Genomic DNA, 16,431 nt, shown 5'->3' with positions numbered 1-16,431 from the left:
CATCCGGATTTCACCGCGCCGACTGTTTGCTGCGGGGCAGCGGCAGCCGCGGCTGCCGCTGCCCCGCAGCAAACAGTCGGCGCGGTGAAATCCGGATGCCGTTAGCAGCAGCCCTTGAGCCGGACCCCCAGATAATCGGCGACCTTGTCGATCGCGATCCGTTCTTGGGTCATGGCATCGCGCTCGCGCACCGTGACGGCGTTGTCCTCGAGCGACTCGAAGTCGACCGTTACACAGAATGGAGTCCCGATCTCGTCCTGGCGCCGGTAGCGACGCCCGATGGCGCCCGCATCGTCGAAGTCGATGTTCCAGCAGGTGCGCAATTCGGCGGCGAGGTCGCGGGCCTTGGGGCTCAAATCCGCATGTCGGGACAGCGGTAGCACCGCGGCCTTGACCGGGGCCAGCCGCGGATCCAGTCGCAGTACCGTCCGCTTCTCCATCGCGCCCTTGGCATTCGGGGCCTCGTCCTCGCTGTACGCGTCGATCAAGAAGGCCATGAACGACCGGGTCAGGCCCGCTGCCGGTTCGATGACATACGGCGTATACCGAGTGTCGTTGACCTGGTCATAGAAGTTCAGGTCGGTACCGGAATGCTTTGAATGCGTCGACAAGTCGAAGTCGGTGCGGTTGGCGACACCTTCCAGCTCACCCCATGGGTTGCCGAGGAAGCCGAATTTGTACTCGATGTCGACGGTGCGGTCGGAGTAGTGCGACAGCTTGTCCTTGGGGTGCTCCCACAGGCGCAGGTTCTGCGGATCGATGCCCAGGTCGACGTACCACTGCAGCCGGGTGTCGATCCAATACTGGTGCCATTCCTTGGCTGTCGACGGCTCGACGAAGAACTCCATCTCCATCTGCTCGAACTCGCGGGTGCGGAAGATGAAATTGCCGGGGGTGATCTCGTTGCGGAAGCTCTTGCCGATCTGGCCGATGCCGAACGGCGGCTTTCGGCGGGACGTCGTCATGACGTTGGCAAAGTTGATGAAGATGCCCTGTGCGGTTTCCGGTCGCAGGTAGTGCAACCCCTCCTCGGTCTCGATAGGTCCGAGGTAGGTCTTGAGCATCATGTTGAATTCGCGCGGCTCGGTCCACTGGCCGGGCTCGCCGGTGTCCGGGTCGCGAATATCGGCCAGCCCGTTGGGCGGCGGTTGCCCGTGTTTTGCTTCGTAGGCTTCGATGAGGTGGTCGGCCCGGTAGCGCTTGTGGGTGATGAGCGACTCGACCAGCGGGTCGTGGAAGACATCCACATGGCCCGAGGCAACCCATACCTCGCGCGGCAAGATGATCGACGAATCGATACCCACCACGTCGTCGCGGCCGGTGACCACCGACCGCCACCATTGCCGTTTGATGTTCTCTTTGAGTTCCACCCCCAGCGGACCATAGTCCCACGCCGACTTTGTACCGCCGTAGATTTCACCGGACGGATAGACGAAGCCGCGCCGTTTGGCCAGGTTCACCACAGTGTCGATGACAGGCGCCACGCGGTACCGCACTCCCTTCCCGAATTGGGCAACTGCATGCAGTGGGCAATCACTGCGCACGAACCTCAGTCATGGTAACGATCTACCGGCGGTTCTTTGACATGCACCATCACGCATGTGACAGTGGAGGACAGCCGCAGGGGTTCGCGAGCTGTTCGCGACGAGCGGTCCCGATGCCGGTACGTCTCGAGGTGGTTCAGATATGGCGACGCCCCCCGCTACGCCTGTCGCCGTCGACGACCTGGCCGGTCATCATGAGCACGGCGCCGGCAGCTCGTCGGGACATCCTGCCTTCCCCGCATCCCCGCCACGGGAAATTCTCGACGCCGCCGGCGAGTTGCTGCGCGCGCTGGCCGCACCGGTCCGCATCGCCATCGTGTTGCAATTGCGCGAATCGCAACGTTGTGTGCATGAACTGGTCGATGCGCTGGGTGTACCGCAACCGCTGGTCAGTCAGCATTTGAAGATCCTCAAGGCAGCGGGCGTCGTCGCCGGAGAGCGGTCGGGCCGTGAAGTGCTGTACCGGCTTGCCGACCATCACCTTGCGCATATCGTCGTCGACGCGGTCGCCCACGCCGGTGAGGAGTCGCCGTGACCGGACCCAGTGTCCGGTCCACGCGCCAGCGGGCGGCGATCTCGACGCTGCTGGAGACGGTCGACGATTTCCGCTCGGCACAGGAATTGCACGACGAACTGCGCCGCCGGGGCGAAAACATCGGTCTGACCACCGTCTATCGCACCCTGCAGTCGATGGCAGCCGCGGGCGTGGTCGACACGCTGCGCACCGACACCGGTGAGTCGGTCTACCGCCGGTGCTCGGAACATCACCACCATCATCTGGTGTGCCGCAGCTGTGGCTCCACCATCGAGGTGGCCGACCACGAAGTGGAGGCCTGGGCCGCGGAAGTGGCTGCCCGGCATGGGTTTTCCGACGTCAGCCACACCATCGAGATCTTCGGCAGCTGCGCAGACTGCCGGTCCTGAAATTCGGCGCGCGCTGCCACACCGCGACGTCCTCCTCGAACTTTGGCGTCCTGACGTCGATCTCGGCGTCAGGGAGCCCCGGCAAGCAACGCGTCGCGTACCTGGACGCCGGCGTCGAGCACCAGCAGGATCAAGGTACGCAGCGCGTCGTCGCTCAGTCCGGCGCCGGGAAAGTTGTACCGCAGCATCACGTCCCCGGTTTTGGACGCTGTCTTGGCGGCACCCCGGGCGGCGGTCTTCTCCAGCACGGTGACCGCGCCGAAGTTGACGTCGCGCGCCTGCTTGGCCGCCCGATCGCGAATCTTCCTGGTCAGCGGCAGGTCCCAGGCCAATATCTGGGTGAGCGACACCAACTCCAGGCCCTCGGTGATGCACACCACCCGCAACGAAGCGAACGTGCCGTTATGGCGAACCGTCAACGCGCCGTCAGGTTCCTGGTCGACGGAAAGGACGTCGGGCAGAATCGATGCCAGCCGCTGCTGCAGTGAGGGCACTAAGCGCTCCCGAATCGTCGATTGCGGGAAGCGTACTCCTCGCAGGCCGCCCACAAATCGCGGCGGTCATAGTCGGGCCACAACTTGTCCTGGAATATGTACTCGGCGTAAGCGGCCTGCCACAACATGAAATTGCTGGACCGCTGCTCCCCCGAGGTCCGCAGAAACAGGTCGACGTCGGGGATGTCGGGGCGCTGCATATGACGGGAGATCGTGGACTCGCTGATCCGGTCCGGACTGAGCCGGCCGGCAGCCACCTCGCGAGCGATTTCCCTTGTGGCTTCGGCGATTTCGGTGCGGCCACCGTAGTTGACACAGTAGTTGATGGTGATGACGTCGTTGTACTTCGTCAGCTGCTCGGCTATGGCCAGTTCGTTGATGACGCTGCGCCACAGCCGGGTCCGGGAACCCACCCAGCGGATCCGGACACCCATCTCGTTGAGGTTCTCCCGTCGTCGTCGCACCACGTCACGGTTGAATCCCATCAGGAAGCGAACCTCCTCGGCCGAACGCTTCCAGTTCTCGGTGGAGAAGGCGTAAAGACTGAGCCACTTGATTCCCAGCTCCACGGCGCCGCAAGCGATGTCGATCACCACCGCCTCGCCCATCTTGTGGCCCTCGGTGCGACGCAGGCCACGCTGGGTGGCCCACCGGCCGTTGCCGTCCATCACGATGGCGACATGATTGGGCAACCGGTCGGCCGGAATTCGGGGTGCGGCCGCCTTCGAGATGTGCTGCGGCGGCCGGCGCGGGCCACCGTCGGGCGACGGCGGCAATGCCGGGAAGACAACCGGCCACGTCGAGGTGTCGGGAAAGCTCGGATAGTCGTCCGGTGCGGGGGGCAGCTGCGGGAAGTCGGTGGATGCCAGCATTCGTTCGGCCTTCTTAGCCACACTCAATCCTGTCCGATTGCGCGATTAACCCGATAGGTCCGCTCCACCAGCGGCAGCGTCTTGAGCTGACGTTCCAGGTGCCATTGCAGGTGCGCGGCCACCAACCCGCTGACGTAGCCGCGATGCGATTGCGGCGCCTGCTCGGCGGCCTCCCAATCACCGTCGTGCAGGGCGGACATCAACTCCAGCACGCCCAGCGGCGGTGTCGTCGCACCGGCCGGGCGGCAATGTGCGCACACGCTGCCCCCGGCGGCGATATGAAACGCTCGATGCGGCCCGGGTGTGGCGCAGCGAGCGCATTCGGTCAGTGCCGGCGCCCAGCCGGCGATACCCATGGCACGGAGCAGATAGGCGTCCAACAGCAGGTCACGAGGACGACGTGCGTCCGCGACCGCCCGCAACGCGCCCACCGTGAGCCGGTGCAGGGCCGGGGCGGGCGCCCGCTCTTCACCGGCAAGGCGTTCGGCGGTTTCCAGCATCGCGCAGCCGCAGGTGTACCGGCCGTAGTCGCTGACGATGTCGGTGGCGAAGGCATCGATGGCGACGACTTGGGTAACGATGTCGAGGTTACGGCCGGGGTGCAGTTGCGCGTCGATATGAGCGAACGGCTCCAGTCGCGCGCCGAATTTGCTACGCGTGCGGCGAACGCCCTTGGCCACCGCACGAACCAGCCCGTGGTCGCGGGTCAGCAGGGTGACGATCCGGTCGGCTTCGCCGAGCTTGTGCTGGCGCAGCACAACAGCCCGGTCTCGATATAGCCGCATCCCCATAGTTTCGCACCCCGCCGCGACATCGCGGGTATCCGCGCCGATAGTCTCGTACCCCGTGGTTGGCGCTTCTGGGTCCGCTTCCGGGGCCGTTTCCGGGTCCGGTAACCAGCGCTTGCCCACCTTGACCGATCTTCTCTATCAGCTGGCCAACGGCTCGGTGACCTCCGTCGAGCTGGTAGGCCGGTCCCTGCGCAAGATCCAGGCGAGCCAGTCCACGTTGAACGCATTCCGGGTGGTCCTCACCGAGTCGGCGCTGGCCGACGCGGCCGCGGCAGACCGGCGACGGGCGGCCGGCGACACCGGGCCGCTGCTGGGCATCCCGATCGCGGTCAAAGACGACGTCGACGTTGCTGGAGTGCCCACCGCCTACGGCACCCAGGGGTATGTCGCTCCCGCGACCGCGGATTCGGAGGTCGTCCGGCGGCTCAAGGCGGCCGGGGCGGTGATCGTCGGCAAGACCAACACCTGTGAGCTGGGCCAGTGGCCATTCACCAGCGGGCCCGGGTTCGGACACACCCGCAACCCGTGGGCGCGCCGGCATACCCCGGGGGGATCGTCGGGCGGCAGTGCGGCCGCCGTGGCCGCGGGCCTGGTCACCGCGGCAATTGGCTCCGACGGGGCCGGCAGCATCCGGGTTCCCGCGGCGTGGACCCACTTGGTGGGCATCAAACCACAGCGCGGCCGCATCTCCACTTGGCCGCTGCCGGAGGCGTTCAACGGCATCACGGTCAACGGCGTGCTGGCCCGCACGGTGGCCGACGCGGCGCTGGTGCTGGATGCGGCGTCGGGCAATGTCGAGGGCGATCTGCACCGGCCGCCGCCGGTGACCGCATCCGACTACGTCGGCATCGCCCCCGGTCCGCTGAAGATCGCCCTGTCAACCCGGGCTCCTTTCAACGGTTTTCGGGCTAAGTTGGATCCGGAGATCCTGGCCGCGACGAGTCAGGTGAGCGAACAGTTGCAGCTGCTCGGCCACACCGTGGTGCGCGGCAACCCCGACTACAGCGTGCAGATGTCGTGGGACTTTCTTGCCCGGTCCACCGCCGGATTGTGGGAGTGGGCGCAGCGGCTGGGCGACGGCGTCACGCTGGACCCGCGCACGGTGTCCAATCTGCGCACCGGACACATGCTTTCCCAGGCCATCCTGCGCAGCGCGCGCCGCCACGAAGCCGCCGCGCAGCGGCGAGTGGGCTCGATCTTCGACATCGTCGACGTGGTGCTGGCACCGACCACCGCACAGCCCCCGCCGCTGGCGCACGCGTTCGACCAGATGGGCGGGCTGGCCACCGACCGCGCCATCATCGCGGCGTGCCCCTACACCTGGCCGTGGAATCTGCTGGGCTGGCCGGCCATCAACGTGCCCGCGGGGTTCACCGTCGAGGGCCTGCCGATCGGTGTTCAACTCATGGGATCGGCCAACAGCGAAGGCATGCTGATCTCGCTGGCCGCCGAGCTGGAAGCCGTCAGCGGCTGGGCGGCCAAGCAGCCGACGGCCTGGTGGGACGACGGCACCGACCCTCCCGCCCCGCACAGCGTCCGGCCGCCACAGCGTTAGCAGCGCTGACCCGTTCGCCGTTCAAAATCCCAGCCGGCCAAGCTGTTTGGGGTCGCGCTGCCAGTTCTTTGCCACCTTGACGCGCAGCTCGAGATAGACCTTGGCCCCCAGCAGTTTCTCGATCTGACCCCGGGCCGCGGTGCCCACTTGTCGCAGCCGGGCGCCGCCCTTGCCGATGACGATCCCCTTCTGGCTGTCACGCTCGACGTACAACACAGCGTGCACGTCGATCAGGTCGTCCCGTCCGTCGCGCGGGCTGACGTCGTCGATCACCACGGCCAGCGAATGGGGCAGTTCGTCATGGACGCCCTCCAAGGCGGCCTCGCGGATGAACTCCGCCATCAGGACCTCTTCGGGTTCATCGGTCAGCTCGCCGTCGGGGTAGTACGCCGGGCCGGGCGGCAAAGCCGCGGCCAGCACGTCGATCAGCACGTCGACCTGCGCGCCGGTCACGGCCGACACCGGGACGATTTCGGTTGAGCCGGGCAGGTTTTCCACCAGCTCACCGACCGCCACCAGCTGCGCGGCCACCCGCTCCTTGGGCACCTTGTCGATCTTGGTGACGATGACGACCAGTGTTGTGCCGGGTGCCACGGAGCGAATCTGCTCGAGGATCCATCGGTCACCCGGGCCGATCGCTTCGTCAGCCGGAATACACAGTCCGATCACGTCGACCTCGGCGTAGGTGGCCCGGACCAGGTCGTTGAGCCGTTTGCCCAGCAGCGTCCGCGGCCGGTGCAGGCCCGGCGTGTCGACCAGGATGATCTGGAAGTTCTCTCGATGCACGATCCCGCGGATGGTGTGCCGCGTGGTCTGCGGCCGCATCGACGTGATCGCGACTTTGGTACCCACCAGCGCATTGGTCAGCGTCGACTTTCCGGTGTTCGGCCGGCCGACCAAACAGACGAAGCCGGAACGGAATTCAGCCGTCATAACGGGGTTCCGGTGCTGTCGGTGACGATCACTACCGCCATCGGCGATAGCTCCCGTAAGGCCGCGATGCCCGGATCGTCGACGGATCCGGCGACCAGCGCGGCAGCTTCGAGACCGATCGCCCCGCTGGATACGGCAGCAGCCACCGCCGCCTGCAATCCGGTCAGCCGCAGCGCCGACAAGTTCACCGGTACACCCACGTAGCTGCGCCCGTCGCCGTCGCGCACCGCCGCCCCGCTATCGGCCTCGGCCCGCGCCATCGCCGCCAGCGCCAGCACCACCAGCTTGGCGTCCTCAGCGTCCGGCGGCTCAGCCATCGGAATCGCCGTCGTCTCGGCAGTCGGCGGAGCCGTCGGTTGCCGCGGTGTCGCCCAGCTCGACCGGGCTCACCAAAACGGTGCCGATCCGCATCCGGCCGCGGTGGTCGCGTCCCCCCTCAGCCTGCAGGCGCAGGCCATGAGATACGACCTCGGCACCGGGCAGTGGAACGCGGCCCAATTCCAATGCCAGTAAACCGCCGACGGTGTCGACGTCGAGACCGCCGTCGAATTCCATGCCGTACAACTCGCCCACATCCTCGATGGGCAGCCGCGCCGACACACGAAATCGTTTGTCGCCCAAATCTTCTACCGGAGCCGTCTCGGCCTCGTCGTACTCGTCGGCGATCTCGCCGACGATTTCCTCCAGCACGTCTTCGATACTGACCAAGCCGGCGATGGCGCCGTATTCGTCGACCAGCAGCGCCATGTGGTTGCGGTCGCGCTGCATCTCCCGCAGCAACGCGTCCAGCGGCTTGGAGTCCGGCACGAACACCGCCGGGCGCATGACATCCGACACGGTACTTCCCCGACCGCCGTCGGGTGAGAAGATTGTCTGGCGCACAAGGTCTTTCAGGTACACCACGCCGAGAATGTCGTCGACGTTCTCGCCGATCACCGGAATGCGGGAATGGCCGCTGCGCACGGCCAGGTTCATCGCTTGAGCCGGTGATTTGTCCCCCTCGATCCAGATCATCTCGGTGCGCGGCACCATCACCTCGCGGGCGGGCGTGTCGCCGAGTTCGAAGACCGACTCGATCATCTTGCGTTCGGCGGCGGCAACCACGCCGCGCTGCTGAGCCAGGTCGACGACTTCGCGCAGTTCGACCTCGGACGCGAACGGCCCGTTGCGAAAGCCACGGCCCGGGGTGAGCGCGTTGCCCAGCAGCACCAGCAACCGGCTGATCGGCATCAACAGCCATGAAATCACCTGCAACGGAACGGCGGTGGCCAGCGCGATCGAATAGGCGTGCTGGCGGCCGAGCGTGCGCGGACCCACACCGATAACGACGAAGCTGGTCACCACCATGATTGCCGCGGCCACGAACAACCCGCCGTTGAGGTTCAGATTGTGCCGGAAAAACACCACCAGCAACGCGGTGGCGGTGATCTCACACACAATCCGCAGCAGCACCACCAAATTGATGTAGCGCGGCCGTTCGACCATCACCTTGAGCAGTGCCACCGCTCCCGGCCGGGCCTCACGCACCAGCTCCTGTACGCGGGCCAGCGACACGGTGCTGAAGGCGGCATCCAGCGCCGCGAATATTCCGCCCAGTCCGATCAACACGATCGCACCGAGCAGCTGAGCAAGACCGGTCACGACTCGTCGAAGTACCTGGACTTATCCAACAGCCGGCGGTCTCGTTCGTGCTGGCGGTCGTGCTGGTAAGCCTCGACCTGGGCGTCCACCCACTCTTCCAGCAACCGCTCCTGCAGGGCGAACATCTCCCGCTCCTCGTCCGGCTCGCCGTGGTCGTAGCCGAGCAGATGCAGCACGCCGTGGATGGTCAACAGCGCCAGCTCATGTCCGAGGCTGTGGCCCGCCGCGGCCGCCTGCTCCGCCGCGAATTCCGGGCACAGCACGATGTCGCCGAGCATCGCCGGGCCGGGCTCGGGCGCGTCGGGGCGCCCCCCGGGCTCCAGCTCGTCCATCGGAAAGCTCATCACGTCCGTCGGCCCGGGCAGATCCATCCAGCGCATGTGTAGGTCGGCCATCGCGGCGGTGTCCAGCAGTACCATCGACAACTCCGCGCCCGGGTTGACGTCCATCTTGTCGATGACAAATCGCGCGACGCTGACCAGCTCGGCTTCGGAGACGTCGATGCCCGACTCGTTGGATACTTCAATGCTCATAAGATGCTCATAAGATGCTCACGAGAGTTCTCACGCACTCATCATCGACGACCACGCGCGCCGGAGGCGCGCCGAGCCGCCCGGTTCATCCCGGAGCCGGGCTCCTCGGACCGGGCGTAGGCTTCGACGATCTCCGAGACCAGGCGGTGGCGCACCACGTCCACACTGGTCAGCTCCGCGATGTGAATGTCGTCGATGTCCTCGAGGATGTCGACCGCCGCCCGCAGGCCGGACTTGGCGCCGCCCGGCAGGTCAATCTGGGTGACATCCCCGGTGACGACGACTTTCGACCCGAACCCCAATCGGGTGAGGAACATTTTCATCTGCTCGGCGGTGGTGTTCTGCGCCTCGTCGAGGACGATGAAGGCGTCATTCAAGGTGCGGCCGCGCATGTACGCCAGCGGCGCCACCTCGATGACCCCGGCGGTCATCAGCTTCGGAATCAGCTCGGGATCCATCATGTCGTACAGCGCGTCGTACAGCGGCCGCAGGTACGGGTCGATCTTCTCGCTCAGTGTGCCGGGCAGAAAGCCAAGGCGCTCACCGGCTTCCACCGCCGGACGGGTCAAGATGATGCGGGTGACCTGCTTGGTCTGCAATGCATGCACCGCCTTGGCCATCGCCAGATAGGTCTTCCCGGTGCCGGCCGGGCCGATCCCGAACACGATGGTGTTGGCATCGATCGCGTCGACATAACGTTTCTGGTTCAGCGTCTTGGGCCGGATCGTCTTGCCGCGTCGCGACAAGATGTCAAGGGTGAGCACCTCTGCCGGCGACTCGTTGCCCGCGCCGAGCAACATGGCAACGCTGTGGCGCACCACCTCCGGCGTCAACGACTGCCCCCCGGCAACAATCGCGACCAACTCGGAAATCGCCCGTTCGGCCAGCGCGACATCGGCCGGTTCGCCGGACAGAGTCACCGAGTTGCCACGCACATGCAGGCCGGCGGCCAGGATGCGTTCCAGCGCGCGCAGGTTCTCGTCTGCCGATCCGAGTAAGCCCACGACCAAATCAGGCGGAACATCGATGCTGCTGCGAACCTGAGATGAGGCCGATAATGCGTCAGCAGCCTTGGTTTCGCGGGGCGTCACGTGGTTTCTGATGCCTACTTTCTGTGTTCTCGGGCGACGACAACCGGTAGTCAAGTCTAGCGCCGCATGCGCTCCGCAGGCCTGCTCCGCGGGAAATGCCGCCCGGGAACCGACGCCCGCGAACCGCAGGGGGCGCCCGGGCGCTAGATCCGTTGCGCGGCGACGGGCACCTTGGTGACAACCGCCGGCACGCCACCTTTGACCGGCCACGGTAGCGCAGGGTCGTGTTCGGGAGCCCAGCCGACGGGGATCTGTATCCGGAACAGCTGATGAAGCTGGGCGAGGAACAATTGGGCCTCCAGGTAACCCATGGCCGCACCGAAGCAGCGGTGCGGCCCGGCGCCGAAGGGCAGGAAAGCCAGGTTGGGCCGGGCAGCGACGATGTCCTTGTCGTAGAACCGGATCGGCTCATAAGTTTCGGCGTCGGGGCCCCACCAGCGTGGATCGCGCTGCAGCGCGTAGATCGGCAAGCCGACCAGGGTGCCGCGGCGGATCCGGTAGCCACCGATGACGTCGTCGATCATGGCGAACCGCGGCTGCAACAGCAGGCCCTGCAGGCGCTGTCCCTCGTCGAAACACGCCTTGGCCCACTCGAGCCGGTCCAGGTCGGCATAGCTGGGCAAAGCTCCGCCGAGTTGGTCGACCTCGTCGTACAGTCGCTGCTGCGCCTGCGGATTCTGCGGAAGCAGCGCCAGCGTCCAGGCCAATGCGGCGACCACGGTTTCATAGCCGCCGCCGATCAACATGATCGCTTCGGTGATCACGTCGCGCCGGCTGATGGGCGTGCCGTCCTCGTAGCGCGCGTCCAGAAGTATCTGCAGCAGGTCGTCGTAGGAGCGCGAGTCGGCCAGCCGTTCCTCGACCCGCCGCTTCACCCAGCGCCGCATCCGCAACCACGCCTGCACGGGGTTACCGTCTCCCGGCAGCACTCGCGGCGGGGCGCCGAGCAGCAGCGGCGACGACGCGCTCTGCATCAGCGTGCGGACGTCGACGTCGAGCCGATGCAACTCGGCATCGGAGAGCCCCATCGTGAACATCGCGCGCATGAACGCCGGAATCACCACGCCGTTGATCTCGTGCTGCAGATCGATCGGTTCGCCGGTCTGCGCGAACCGCTCCCATCTGGTCAGCCGGTTGGCGAATTCGTCGGCGACGGTGGCGGCGACCCGGCTCAGCTGTTGGCGGCCCATCATCGGTGTCAGCGGCTTGCGCCGACGACGGAACTCGCCGCCCTCCATCATCTGCATGGACGCGCCCAGCGCCTTCCTCGCCGCACCCGCGGCGGGGCCGATCAGGCTGTACTCGCCGTCGCGGTGGCTCATGACGTGGCGCACGTGGTCGGGATGGTTCAGCACCACCACGTCGTACAGCGGCAATGGCAGTCGGTAGACGTCGCCGTAAGTCTTTCCCAGCTGTTGTAGGTATCCGAACGGGTCGGACTTCAGTTCGGGAAGCACGCCGACGAAGGGGCGCCCGCGCGGGCCGGGCGGGTGCGGTGCGGCCCGAGGGCCCCGAGATCCTTGAGAGCCTCGCCGCGATCGCAGCGCCTGCCGCGCACACCCGAGCGGGTTACGGGTCAGCCAATAGACGTCTCGTTGCGCCGCCGCTGTCATGGGATACATCTCCACAGTGTTGAGTCGCCGGCGGGTGTCGCCGGCACGGATATCGAAAGATGGGACGACTCACTCGTTTTCGAAGCAATACATCCGATACGAGCTCTCGCCGTTCTGCAGCCCGCGGCAGATCTTGGAGTTCGACGCGGCTACGGCGTCGCGGACCAGGCCGCGGAACAGAGCCGGGGTACGCCGAGTGAACATGTTCTGCGAGCGCGGCAGGCTCTTTTCCAGCCCGCGCACCACCTGCTCGCTGATGATCTCTTTGGAACGCATCCGCAGCGGCGCGTCGGCCAGCTCGGCCTCCCATTCGGCGACGTGGTCGCTGTGCCGGACGTCGGCGTAAAGCAGCTGCCCGCCCGGGCGCAACACCCGCGCGACTTCGGCGAGAAATTGGGGCACCGACGGATAACAGTGCGAGGCTTCGATATTGACGACGACATCGAAGGAATTGTCGGGGAACGGCAGGTTCTGGGCGTCCCCCTGGACGAAGTCCAGCCCTGGCAGCCGATGGGTGCTGCGGCAGACCTCGATGCCGGCCGGGTTGAGGTCCAGGCCGGTGTAGGAGGCCGGGTGCAGGGTGCGCATCAGGTAGGAGGCTCCGCCGCCGTGGCCGCAGCTCACCTCCAGCACCCGCTTTCCGGCGATATCGGCCTGGGTTGCCGTGCGGTGGTAGAGCTGAATGCAATACCGGTCCGGCTCGTCCGACTCCGACAGCGGGATGGCCATCGGCGGGTCTTCCTCGTAGCCAAGATTCAGCAACGCCACGTCGTCGGCGCCGTGGCGGGTGATGAAGGGGTAGTAGTACTTGGCGAAGACTCTCCAGGCGGGGGTCGACACCAGTCTGGTTGCAAGGCCCATGGTTCTGGTATGCCCACTAGCCGGGGGAATACACACCCGCTGGTGCCCAGTGGGGCGCCTCATCGGCGGGTCAATTCCTGGCGCGCCGCCGGTTCAAGCGGGGCGTAGCAGCGTGTTGGCCGGCAGGTCTTTGTCCAGGACCTTGTGCGCTTGGGCCACGCCGGTGACCGGCAGCAGGTCCTCGTGCAGCAGTCCGACCTGCACCAGCAGCGAGGCCTGATCCCAGTAGATCCGTTCGTAGGCGACTTTTGGTTCCCCGGAGTCCGGGTCTGCCTCGAATCCCATCACGACGACGACGGGCAGCAGCACCGCGCGGCCGGTGGGCGCCACGTTGGGCAGGAAGGTCGGCATCGCAATGTCGTGGGTGAACGACATGACCATTTCGTCGACGACGCGATCGGCGCCGACGGTACGACAGACCGGGATGATCCTGGTGTCGTCGGGCCAGTGCCCGATGAAGTACCGGCCGTAAAACTGGGCTACCCCGGCAGCGCCGACGCCGCCCATCATGGTGGGCACATGGTTGACGTAGGGATCGGCGGTCATCGTCGCCATGGTCGCGGCGAGATCCTTGGCGACGAACTCGTGCGCGACGTGTTCGTCGAAGATCGCCCCCAGCTCGCGGGTGGTATCGGTCATGGGGCACGCTCCTTTCGCACCCGAGAGTCCCACGCAAGCAACGGTGGTGCGGGAAAATCGCCGGCTCGACGCCCTGTCAGCTCTGAATCTGGTGGAGTTCCCCGATCACGCCGACGTCCTCACCGCGCGCAATCGCCGTGGCGGGTGCTCGAAGTCGTCGACTTCGGGTTGCTCGACGCCGCGGTTGCGCGGCCGCAGGCCACCGTGTACGGAATAGACACCTATCCCGGTCTCTCTACCAAGGCGGCGGTACTAAATTAATGCAGTTGGCTGGCCCGTAATCATGCTCTGGTGCACGGCAATAGCCGACGGCGTGAATATTATTGGGTTACCACAGCATTGAACTTGAGCCCAGGTTCGATGTAGACACCGCCGAGAAGCTGATATACGAGGTAGCGGAGCGCAGTGAGCTGACCGTCGACGAAATCGCCCTAAAGCTTCGCCTTTTCGCCGTCTGCTGAGGGCGCTGGTGTGTAACGGGCTTTGTGGGTTGCTGTTTCCGCTGGGTCGGCATGCCAGTTCAATGGGTTGATGCGTTTGCTCGTTGAGCAGATTGTCGGGACTGCCACGTAAGTGGTTGTGCGGACTAGGTTTCGGCGGTCATGCGGCTGAAAGCCGCCAGCCTGGGCCGCTGGCTGCGCGCAGTCCGAGTCCAGCGAGCGCGGCGATCGCCCATGCCGGTGCTACGCCGGCATCCCGCTTCCGGCCCGAATCGCCGACCTGGGGCCGGAATCTTCGTCAGCGACCGCCCGTCCCCACGGTCACGTTAAACAACGTTGCCGTTGGAGCCGGGTGAGCCCGGGTTGCCGCCGGATCCGGGGGCCCCGCCCAAACCTCCGGTACCGGGAGTGGGAATGCCGGAAACTGCATGTGCGTCACCGCCGTTGCCGCCGTCCCCACCATCGGTGAACGCTGCGGAGCTGTCGCCGCCATTGCCGCCGTTGCCGGCTTTAGCAAATCCGGTCCCGGTGTTGGATGCGAAACCGCCCAAACCGCCGGCGCCACCCGCACCGCCGTCACCGCCGTTGCCGGCGTCACCGGCGGTGGCGTTACCAGGAGAAGTGGGATTCGTGACGTACGCGGAGCCGCCGTTGCCGCCAGCGCCGCCGCTGGCACCACCGGCGGTGCCGTCGACGCCGGCGGACCCGAAGGCGTCTCCGGTTCCGCGGTTCTCCGCGACGCCGCCGTTGCCGCCGTTGCCGCCGCTCCCGTTAGCGCCCCCGATGCCGCCGGCCGTGGCCACGCCGCCGGTGGCGCTCCCGCTTCCGTAGGTGATCGCGGTGCCGCCGGCCCCGCCGCCCCCGCCGTTGCCATTGACGTCGGTAGCGTTGCCGGCCACACCGCCGGTGCCGCCGACAACGTTGAGCGTAGAGCTGGCAATGCCGATTTCCACGCTGCCGCCGCCCCCGGCGTTCCCGCCGTTGAAGCCGTTACCGCCGTTGCCACCAGCGGCGCCGACAGGGGCAAAGGTAGAGGTGCTGGCGCTGCCGATGACCAGGCTGCCCCCGTTGCCGCCGTTCCCGCCGCGGAAGATGTCACCGGTGCCGCCATTGCCGCCGGTGCCGGCCGTGATCGGGCCCTTTCCGACGGTGAATGCGGAACCGCCGGTGCCGCCGTTCCCACCTTGGATGGAGCCGTTCCCGCCGTTCCCGCCCATACCGGCGGTGACGGTGCCCGAAGAGGCCGTGTTGTGGATGGCCGCGGCGCCGCCGACGCCGCCATCCCCGCCGTTGTTGCCGCCGTCGACGCCGTTCGCACCGGCGCTACCGGTGGCGTTCCCGGTTCCCCAGTTCTCCGCATTGCCGCCGCTGCCGCCGTTTCCGCCGCCCCCGAGGCCGCCGGTATTGCCGGCTCCGGGGGCGCCGCCAAAGGCGTTTCCCTGTCCGTAGGTGATCCCCAAACCGCCTTGCCCGCCGTTCCCGCCGGTTCCAGTGATGCCGGTGCCGACGCCACCCATCCCGCCTTGGCCGCCGGTAGCGTTTTGCGCAGAGGTAGTGCCGTCGATCTGCACCGTGCCGCCGACCCCGCCGGACCCGCCGTTGAAGCCGCTGCCGCCGTTGCCGCCGGAAGCGCCGACGGGGACGAAGGTAGAGGCGCTGGTGTCTATTTCCAGGCTGCCGCCGTTGCCGCCGTTCCCGCCGCGGAAACTGCCACCGTTGCCGCCATCGCCGCCGGTGCCGGCGGTGATGGGGCCCGTTCCCTTGGTGTAAGCAAAACCGCCATTCCCGCCGTTCCCGCTTTGGGTGCTGCCGCTTCCGCCGGCCCCGCCTTGGCCTCCGGTGGCCGTAGCCGTAGCGGCAGGGTTGCGGATAAGCGCGCCGCCACCGGTGCCGCCGTCCCCGCCGGTAACACCGGTGCCGCCCTGGCCGCCGACACCGCCGGTAGCGTTTGCGGTAGAGATGGGGTTGTGGTCGGAGATGCCGCCGCTGCCGCCGTTGCCGCCGTTGCCGGTGCCGGCGCCATTGCCTCCGTCGCCGCCGTCACCGCCGGCCCCGGCCATAGCACCGGAGTTGCCGCCGACCCCGCCGCCGCCGCCGTTGCCATTGCCGGCGCCATCACCGCCGTGTCCGCCGCCGCCGCCGTTGCCGTACAGGCCACCAATTCCACCATTCCCGCCGGTACCGCCGTTGCCGCTGACGGTTTGGGTGTAGCCGGCCCCGCCGAGGCCGCCGTTGCCGCCGTTGCCTGGCGTGATGGTGCCTGCGGCGCCGGTTGCGCCGGGAACGGCGCCAGCGCCACCGATACCACCAATGCCCACAAGGCCCGGGTCGCCCCCGTTACCGCCCGTGCCACCGTTGGGAGTGCCGGCGTCGCCGGCCCCACCCATACCGCCGTCGCCGGGTGCACCGGGATTGCCGCCGGCTCCCCCGGCCCCGCCGTTGCCGGTCGCACCCGTACCGCCGAACAAGGCCGAACCGCGCCCACCGGCCCCGCCCGCGC

16 protein-coding genes and 1 pseudogene are annotated in these 16,431 nt (G+C 67.0%); 4 read left to right on the top strand and 13 right to left on the bottom strand.

Features of this window, described 5'->3' with window-relative positions:
- Nucleotides 1–101: 101 nt before the first annotated feature.
- Nucleotides 102–1,496, bottom strand: a complete 1,395-nt coding sequence (locus CDN38_RS22895) for a glycine--tRNA ligase (RefSeq protein WP_099319201.1) — start codon at nucleotides 1,494–1,496, stop codon at nucleotides 102–104.
- Nucleotides 1,497–1,686: 190 nt separating this feature from the next.
- Here CDN38_RS22895 and CDN38_RS22890 point away from each other — a divergent pair, with 190 nt between their 5' ends.
- Together CDN38_RS22890 and CDN38_RS22885 are read left to right on the top strand one after the other, a co-directional pair.
- Nucleotides 1,687–2,079 carry an ArsR/SmtB family transcription factor gene (locus CDN38_RS22890; protein ID WP_075513470.1) on the top strand — a complete coding sequence of 131 codons (393 nt, stop codon included), beginning with the start codon at nucleotides 1,687–1,689 and terminating at the stop codon, nucleotides 2,077–2,079.
- Entirely contained in the window at nucleotides 2,076–2,468 is a 393-nt protein-coding gene (locus CDN38_RS22885) for a Fur family transcriptional regulator (protein ID WP_075513471.1), read from the top strand. Before CDN38_RS22890 ends, CDN38_RS22885 begins: the two co-directional genes overlap by 4 nt.
- A gap of 68 nt (nucleotides 2,469–2,536) precedes the next feature.
- On the opposite strand, the gene CDN38_RS22880 is transcribed toward CDN38_RS22885, so the two are convergent.
- From CDN38_RS22880 to recO, 3 genes are read right to left on the bottom strand one after another with little or no spacing between them, the layout of a single operon-like run.
- On the bottom strand, nucleotides 2,537–2,962 hold the full coding sequence (locus tag CDN38_RS22880; protein ID WP_075513472.1) for a hypothetical protein: 426 nt from the start codon (nucleotides 2,960–2,962) through the stop codon (nucleotides 2,537–2,539).
- Nucleotides 2,962–3,834, bottom strand: a complete 873-nt coding sequence (locus CDN38_RS22875; RefSeq protein WP_075513481.1) for a decaprenyl diphosphate synthase — start codon at nucleotides 3,832–3,834, stop codon at nucleotides 2,962–2,964. The genes CDN38_RS22880 and CDN38_RS22875 overlap by 1 nt, the downstream gene beginning before the upstream one ends.
- A 23-nt stretch (nucleotides 3,835–3,857) precedes the next feature.
- The gene (gene recO, locus CDN38_RS22870; protein WP_075513482.1) at nucleotides 3,858–4,619 is read right to left on the bottom strand and encodes a DNA repair protein RecO; all 762 of its coding nucleotides are present in this window, start codon (nucleotides 4,617–4,619) and stop codon (nucleotides 3,858–3,860) included.
- Between the two features lie 61 nt (nucleotides 4,620–4,680).
- Between recO and CDN38_RS22865 the strand changes: the two genes are divergently transcribed.
- Nucleotides 4,681–6,180, top strand: coding sequence for an amidase (locus CDN38_RS22865; RefSeq protein ID WP_075513473.1), 1,500 nt, complete (start codon nucleotides 4,681–4,683; stop codon nucleotides 6,178–6,180).
- A 21-nt stretch (nucleotides 6,181–6,201) separates the two neighbouring features.
- Here the strand turns inward: CDN38_RS22865 and era are convergent, their stop codons facing one another.
- The 8 genes from era to CDN38_RS22825 all read right to left on the bottom strand — a co-directional run bounded on the left by era (nucleotide 6,202) and on the right by CDN38_RS22825 (nucleotide 13,491).
- Nucleotides 6,202–7,113 (bottom strand): GTPase Era, encoded by a 912-nt coding sequence (era, locus tag CDN38_RS22860; RefSeq protein WP_075513474.1) that lies wholly within the window; start codon nucleotides 7,111–7,113, stop codon nucleotides 6,202–6,204.
- Nucleotides 7,110–7,430, bottom strand: coding sequence for a cytidine deaminase-like protein (locus tag CDN38_RS22855; protein ID WP_075513475.1), 321 nt, complete (start codon nucleotides 7,428–7,430; stop codon nucleotides 7,110–7,112). The genes era and CDN38_RS22855 overlap by 4 nt, the downstream gene beginning before the upstream one ends.
- Entirely contained in the window at nucleotides 7,423–8,754 is a 1,332-nt protein-coding gene (locus tag CDN38_RS22850) for a hemolysin family protein (RefSeq protein WP_075513476.1), read from the bottom strand. Before CDN38_RS22850 ends, CDN38_RS22855 begins: the two co-directional genes overlap by 8 nt.
- Nucleotides 8,751–9,287 (bottom strand): rRNA maturation RNase YbeY, encoded by a 537-nt coding sequence (ybeY, locus tag CDN38_RS22845; protein WP_075513477.1) that lies wholly within the window; start codon nucleotides 9,285–9,287, stop codon nucleotides 8,751–8,753. Before ybeY ends, CDN38_RS22850 begins: the two co-directional genes overlap by 4 nt.
- Before the next feature lie 41 nt (nucleotides 9,288–9,328).
- Entirely contained in the window at nucleotides 9,329–10,378 is a 1,050-nt protein-coding gene (locus CDN38_RS22840; protein ID WP_036417310.1) for a PhoH family protein, read from the bottom strand.
- A gap of 143 nt (nucleotides 10,379–10,521) precedes the next feature.
- Nucleotides 10,522–12,000 carry a cytochrome P450 gene (locus CDN38_RS22835; protein WP_082277424.1) on the bottom strand — a complete coding sequence of 493 codons (1,479 nt, stop codon included), beginning with the start codon at nucleotides 11,998–12,000 and terminating at the stop codon, nucleotides 10,522–10,524.
- Nucleotides 12,001–12,060: 60 nt separating this feature from the next.
- Nucleotides 12,061–12,915 (bottom strand): phthiotriol/phenolphthiotriol dimycocerosates methyltransferase, encoded by an 855-nt coding sequence (locus tag CDN38_RS22830; protein ID WP_099319199.1) that lies wholly within the window; start codon nucleotides 12,913–12,915, stop codon nucleotides 12,061–12,063.
- Between the two features lie 30 nt (nucleotides 12,916–12,945).
- Nucleotides 12,946–13,491 carry a nuclear transport factor 2 family protein gene (locus CDN38_RS22825; protein ID WP_075513479.1) on the bottom strand — a complete coding sequence of 182 codons (546 nt, stop codon included), beginning with the start codon at nucleotides 13,489–13,491 and terminating at the stop codon, nucleotides 12,946–12,948.
- 88 nt (nucleotides 13,492–13,579) lie between these two features.
- On the opposite strand from CDN38_RS22825, the pseudogene CDN38_RS33145 reads away from it, so the two are divergent.
- Nucleotides 13,580–13,952: pseudogene (locus CDN38_RS33145) on the top strand (type II toxin-antitoxin system death-on-curing family toxin).
- A 305-nt stretch (nucleotides 13,953–14,257) separates the two neighbouring features.
- On the opposite strand, the gene CDN38_RS31970 reads toward CDN38_RS33145, so the two are convergent.
- On the bottom strand, nucleotides 14,258–16,431 hold a 2,174-nt coding region (locus CDN38_RS31970; RefSeq protein ID WP_180276375.1), incomplete at its 5' end, for a PE family protein.

It is taken from the genome of Mycobacterium ostraviense (genome assembly GCF_002705925.1).
GTDB classification, from domain to species: Bacteria; Actinomycetota; Actinomycetes; order Mycobacteriales; family Mycobacteriaceae; genus Mycobacterium; species Mycobacterium ostraviense.
Note: the sequence above shows the minus strand (reverse complement) of the source record. Positions and strands in the feature narration are given on the sequence as shown.

Bases quoted from the DNA above. Each gene is read 5' to 3' on its own strand.
- CDN38_RS22890 (WP_075513470.1), top strand. From the start codon at position 1,687: ATGGCGACGCCCCCCGCTACGCCTGTCGCCGTCGACGACCTGGCCGGT.
- CDN38_RS22875 (WP_075513481.1), bottom strand. From the start codon at position 3,834: ATGCTGGCATCCACCGACTTCCCGCAGCTGCCCCCCGCACCGGACGAC.
- recO (WP_075513482.1), bottom strand. From the start codon at position 4,619: ATGCGGCTATATCGAGACCGGGCTGTTGTGCTGCGCCAGCACAAGCTC.
- era (WP_075513474.1), bottom strand. From the start codon at position 7,113: ATGACGGCTGAATTCCGTTCCGGCTTCGTCTGTTTGGTCGGCCGGCCG.
- CDN38_RS22855 (WP_075513475.1), bottom strand. From the start codon at position 7,430: ATGGCTGAGCCGCCGGACGCTGAGGACGCCAAGCTGGTGGTGCTGGCG.
- ybeY (WP_075513477.1), bottom strand. From the start codon at position 9,287: ATGAGCATTGAAGTATCCAACGAGTCGGGCATCGACGTCTCCGAAGCC.
- CDN38_RS22835 (WP_082277424.1), bottom strand. From the start codon at position 12,000: ATGTATCCCATGACAGCGGCGGCGCAACGAGACGTCTATTGGCTGACC.
- CDN38_RS22830 (WP_099319199.1), bottom strand. From the start codon at position 12,915: ATGAGGCGCCCCACTGGGCACCAGCGGGTGTGTATTCCCCCGGCTAGT.
- CDN38_RS22825 (WP_075513479.1), bottom strand. From the start codon at position 13,491: ATGACCGATACCACCCGCGAGCTGGGGGCGATCTTCGACGAACACGTC.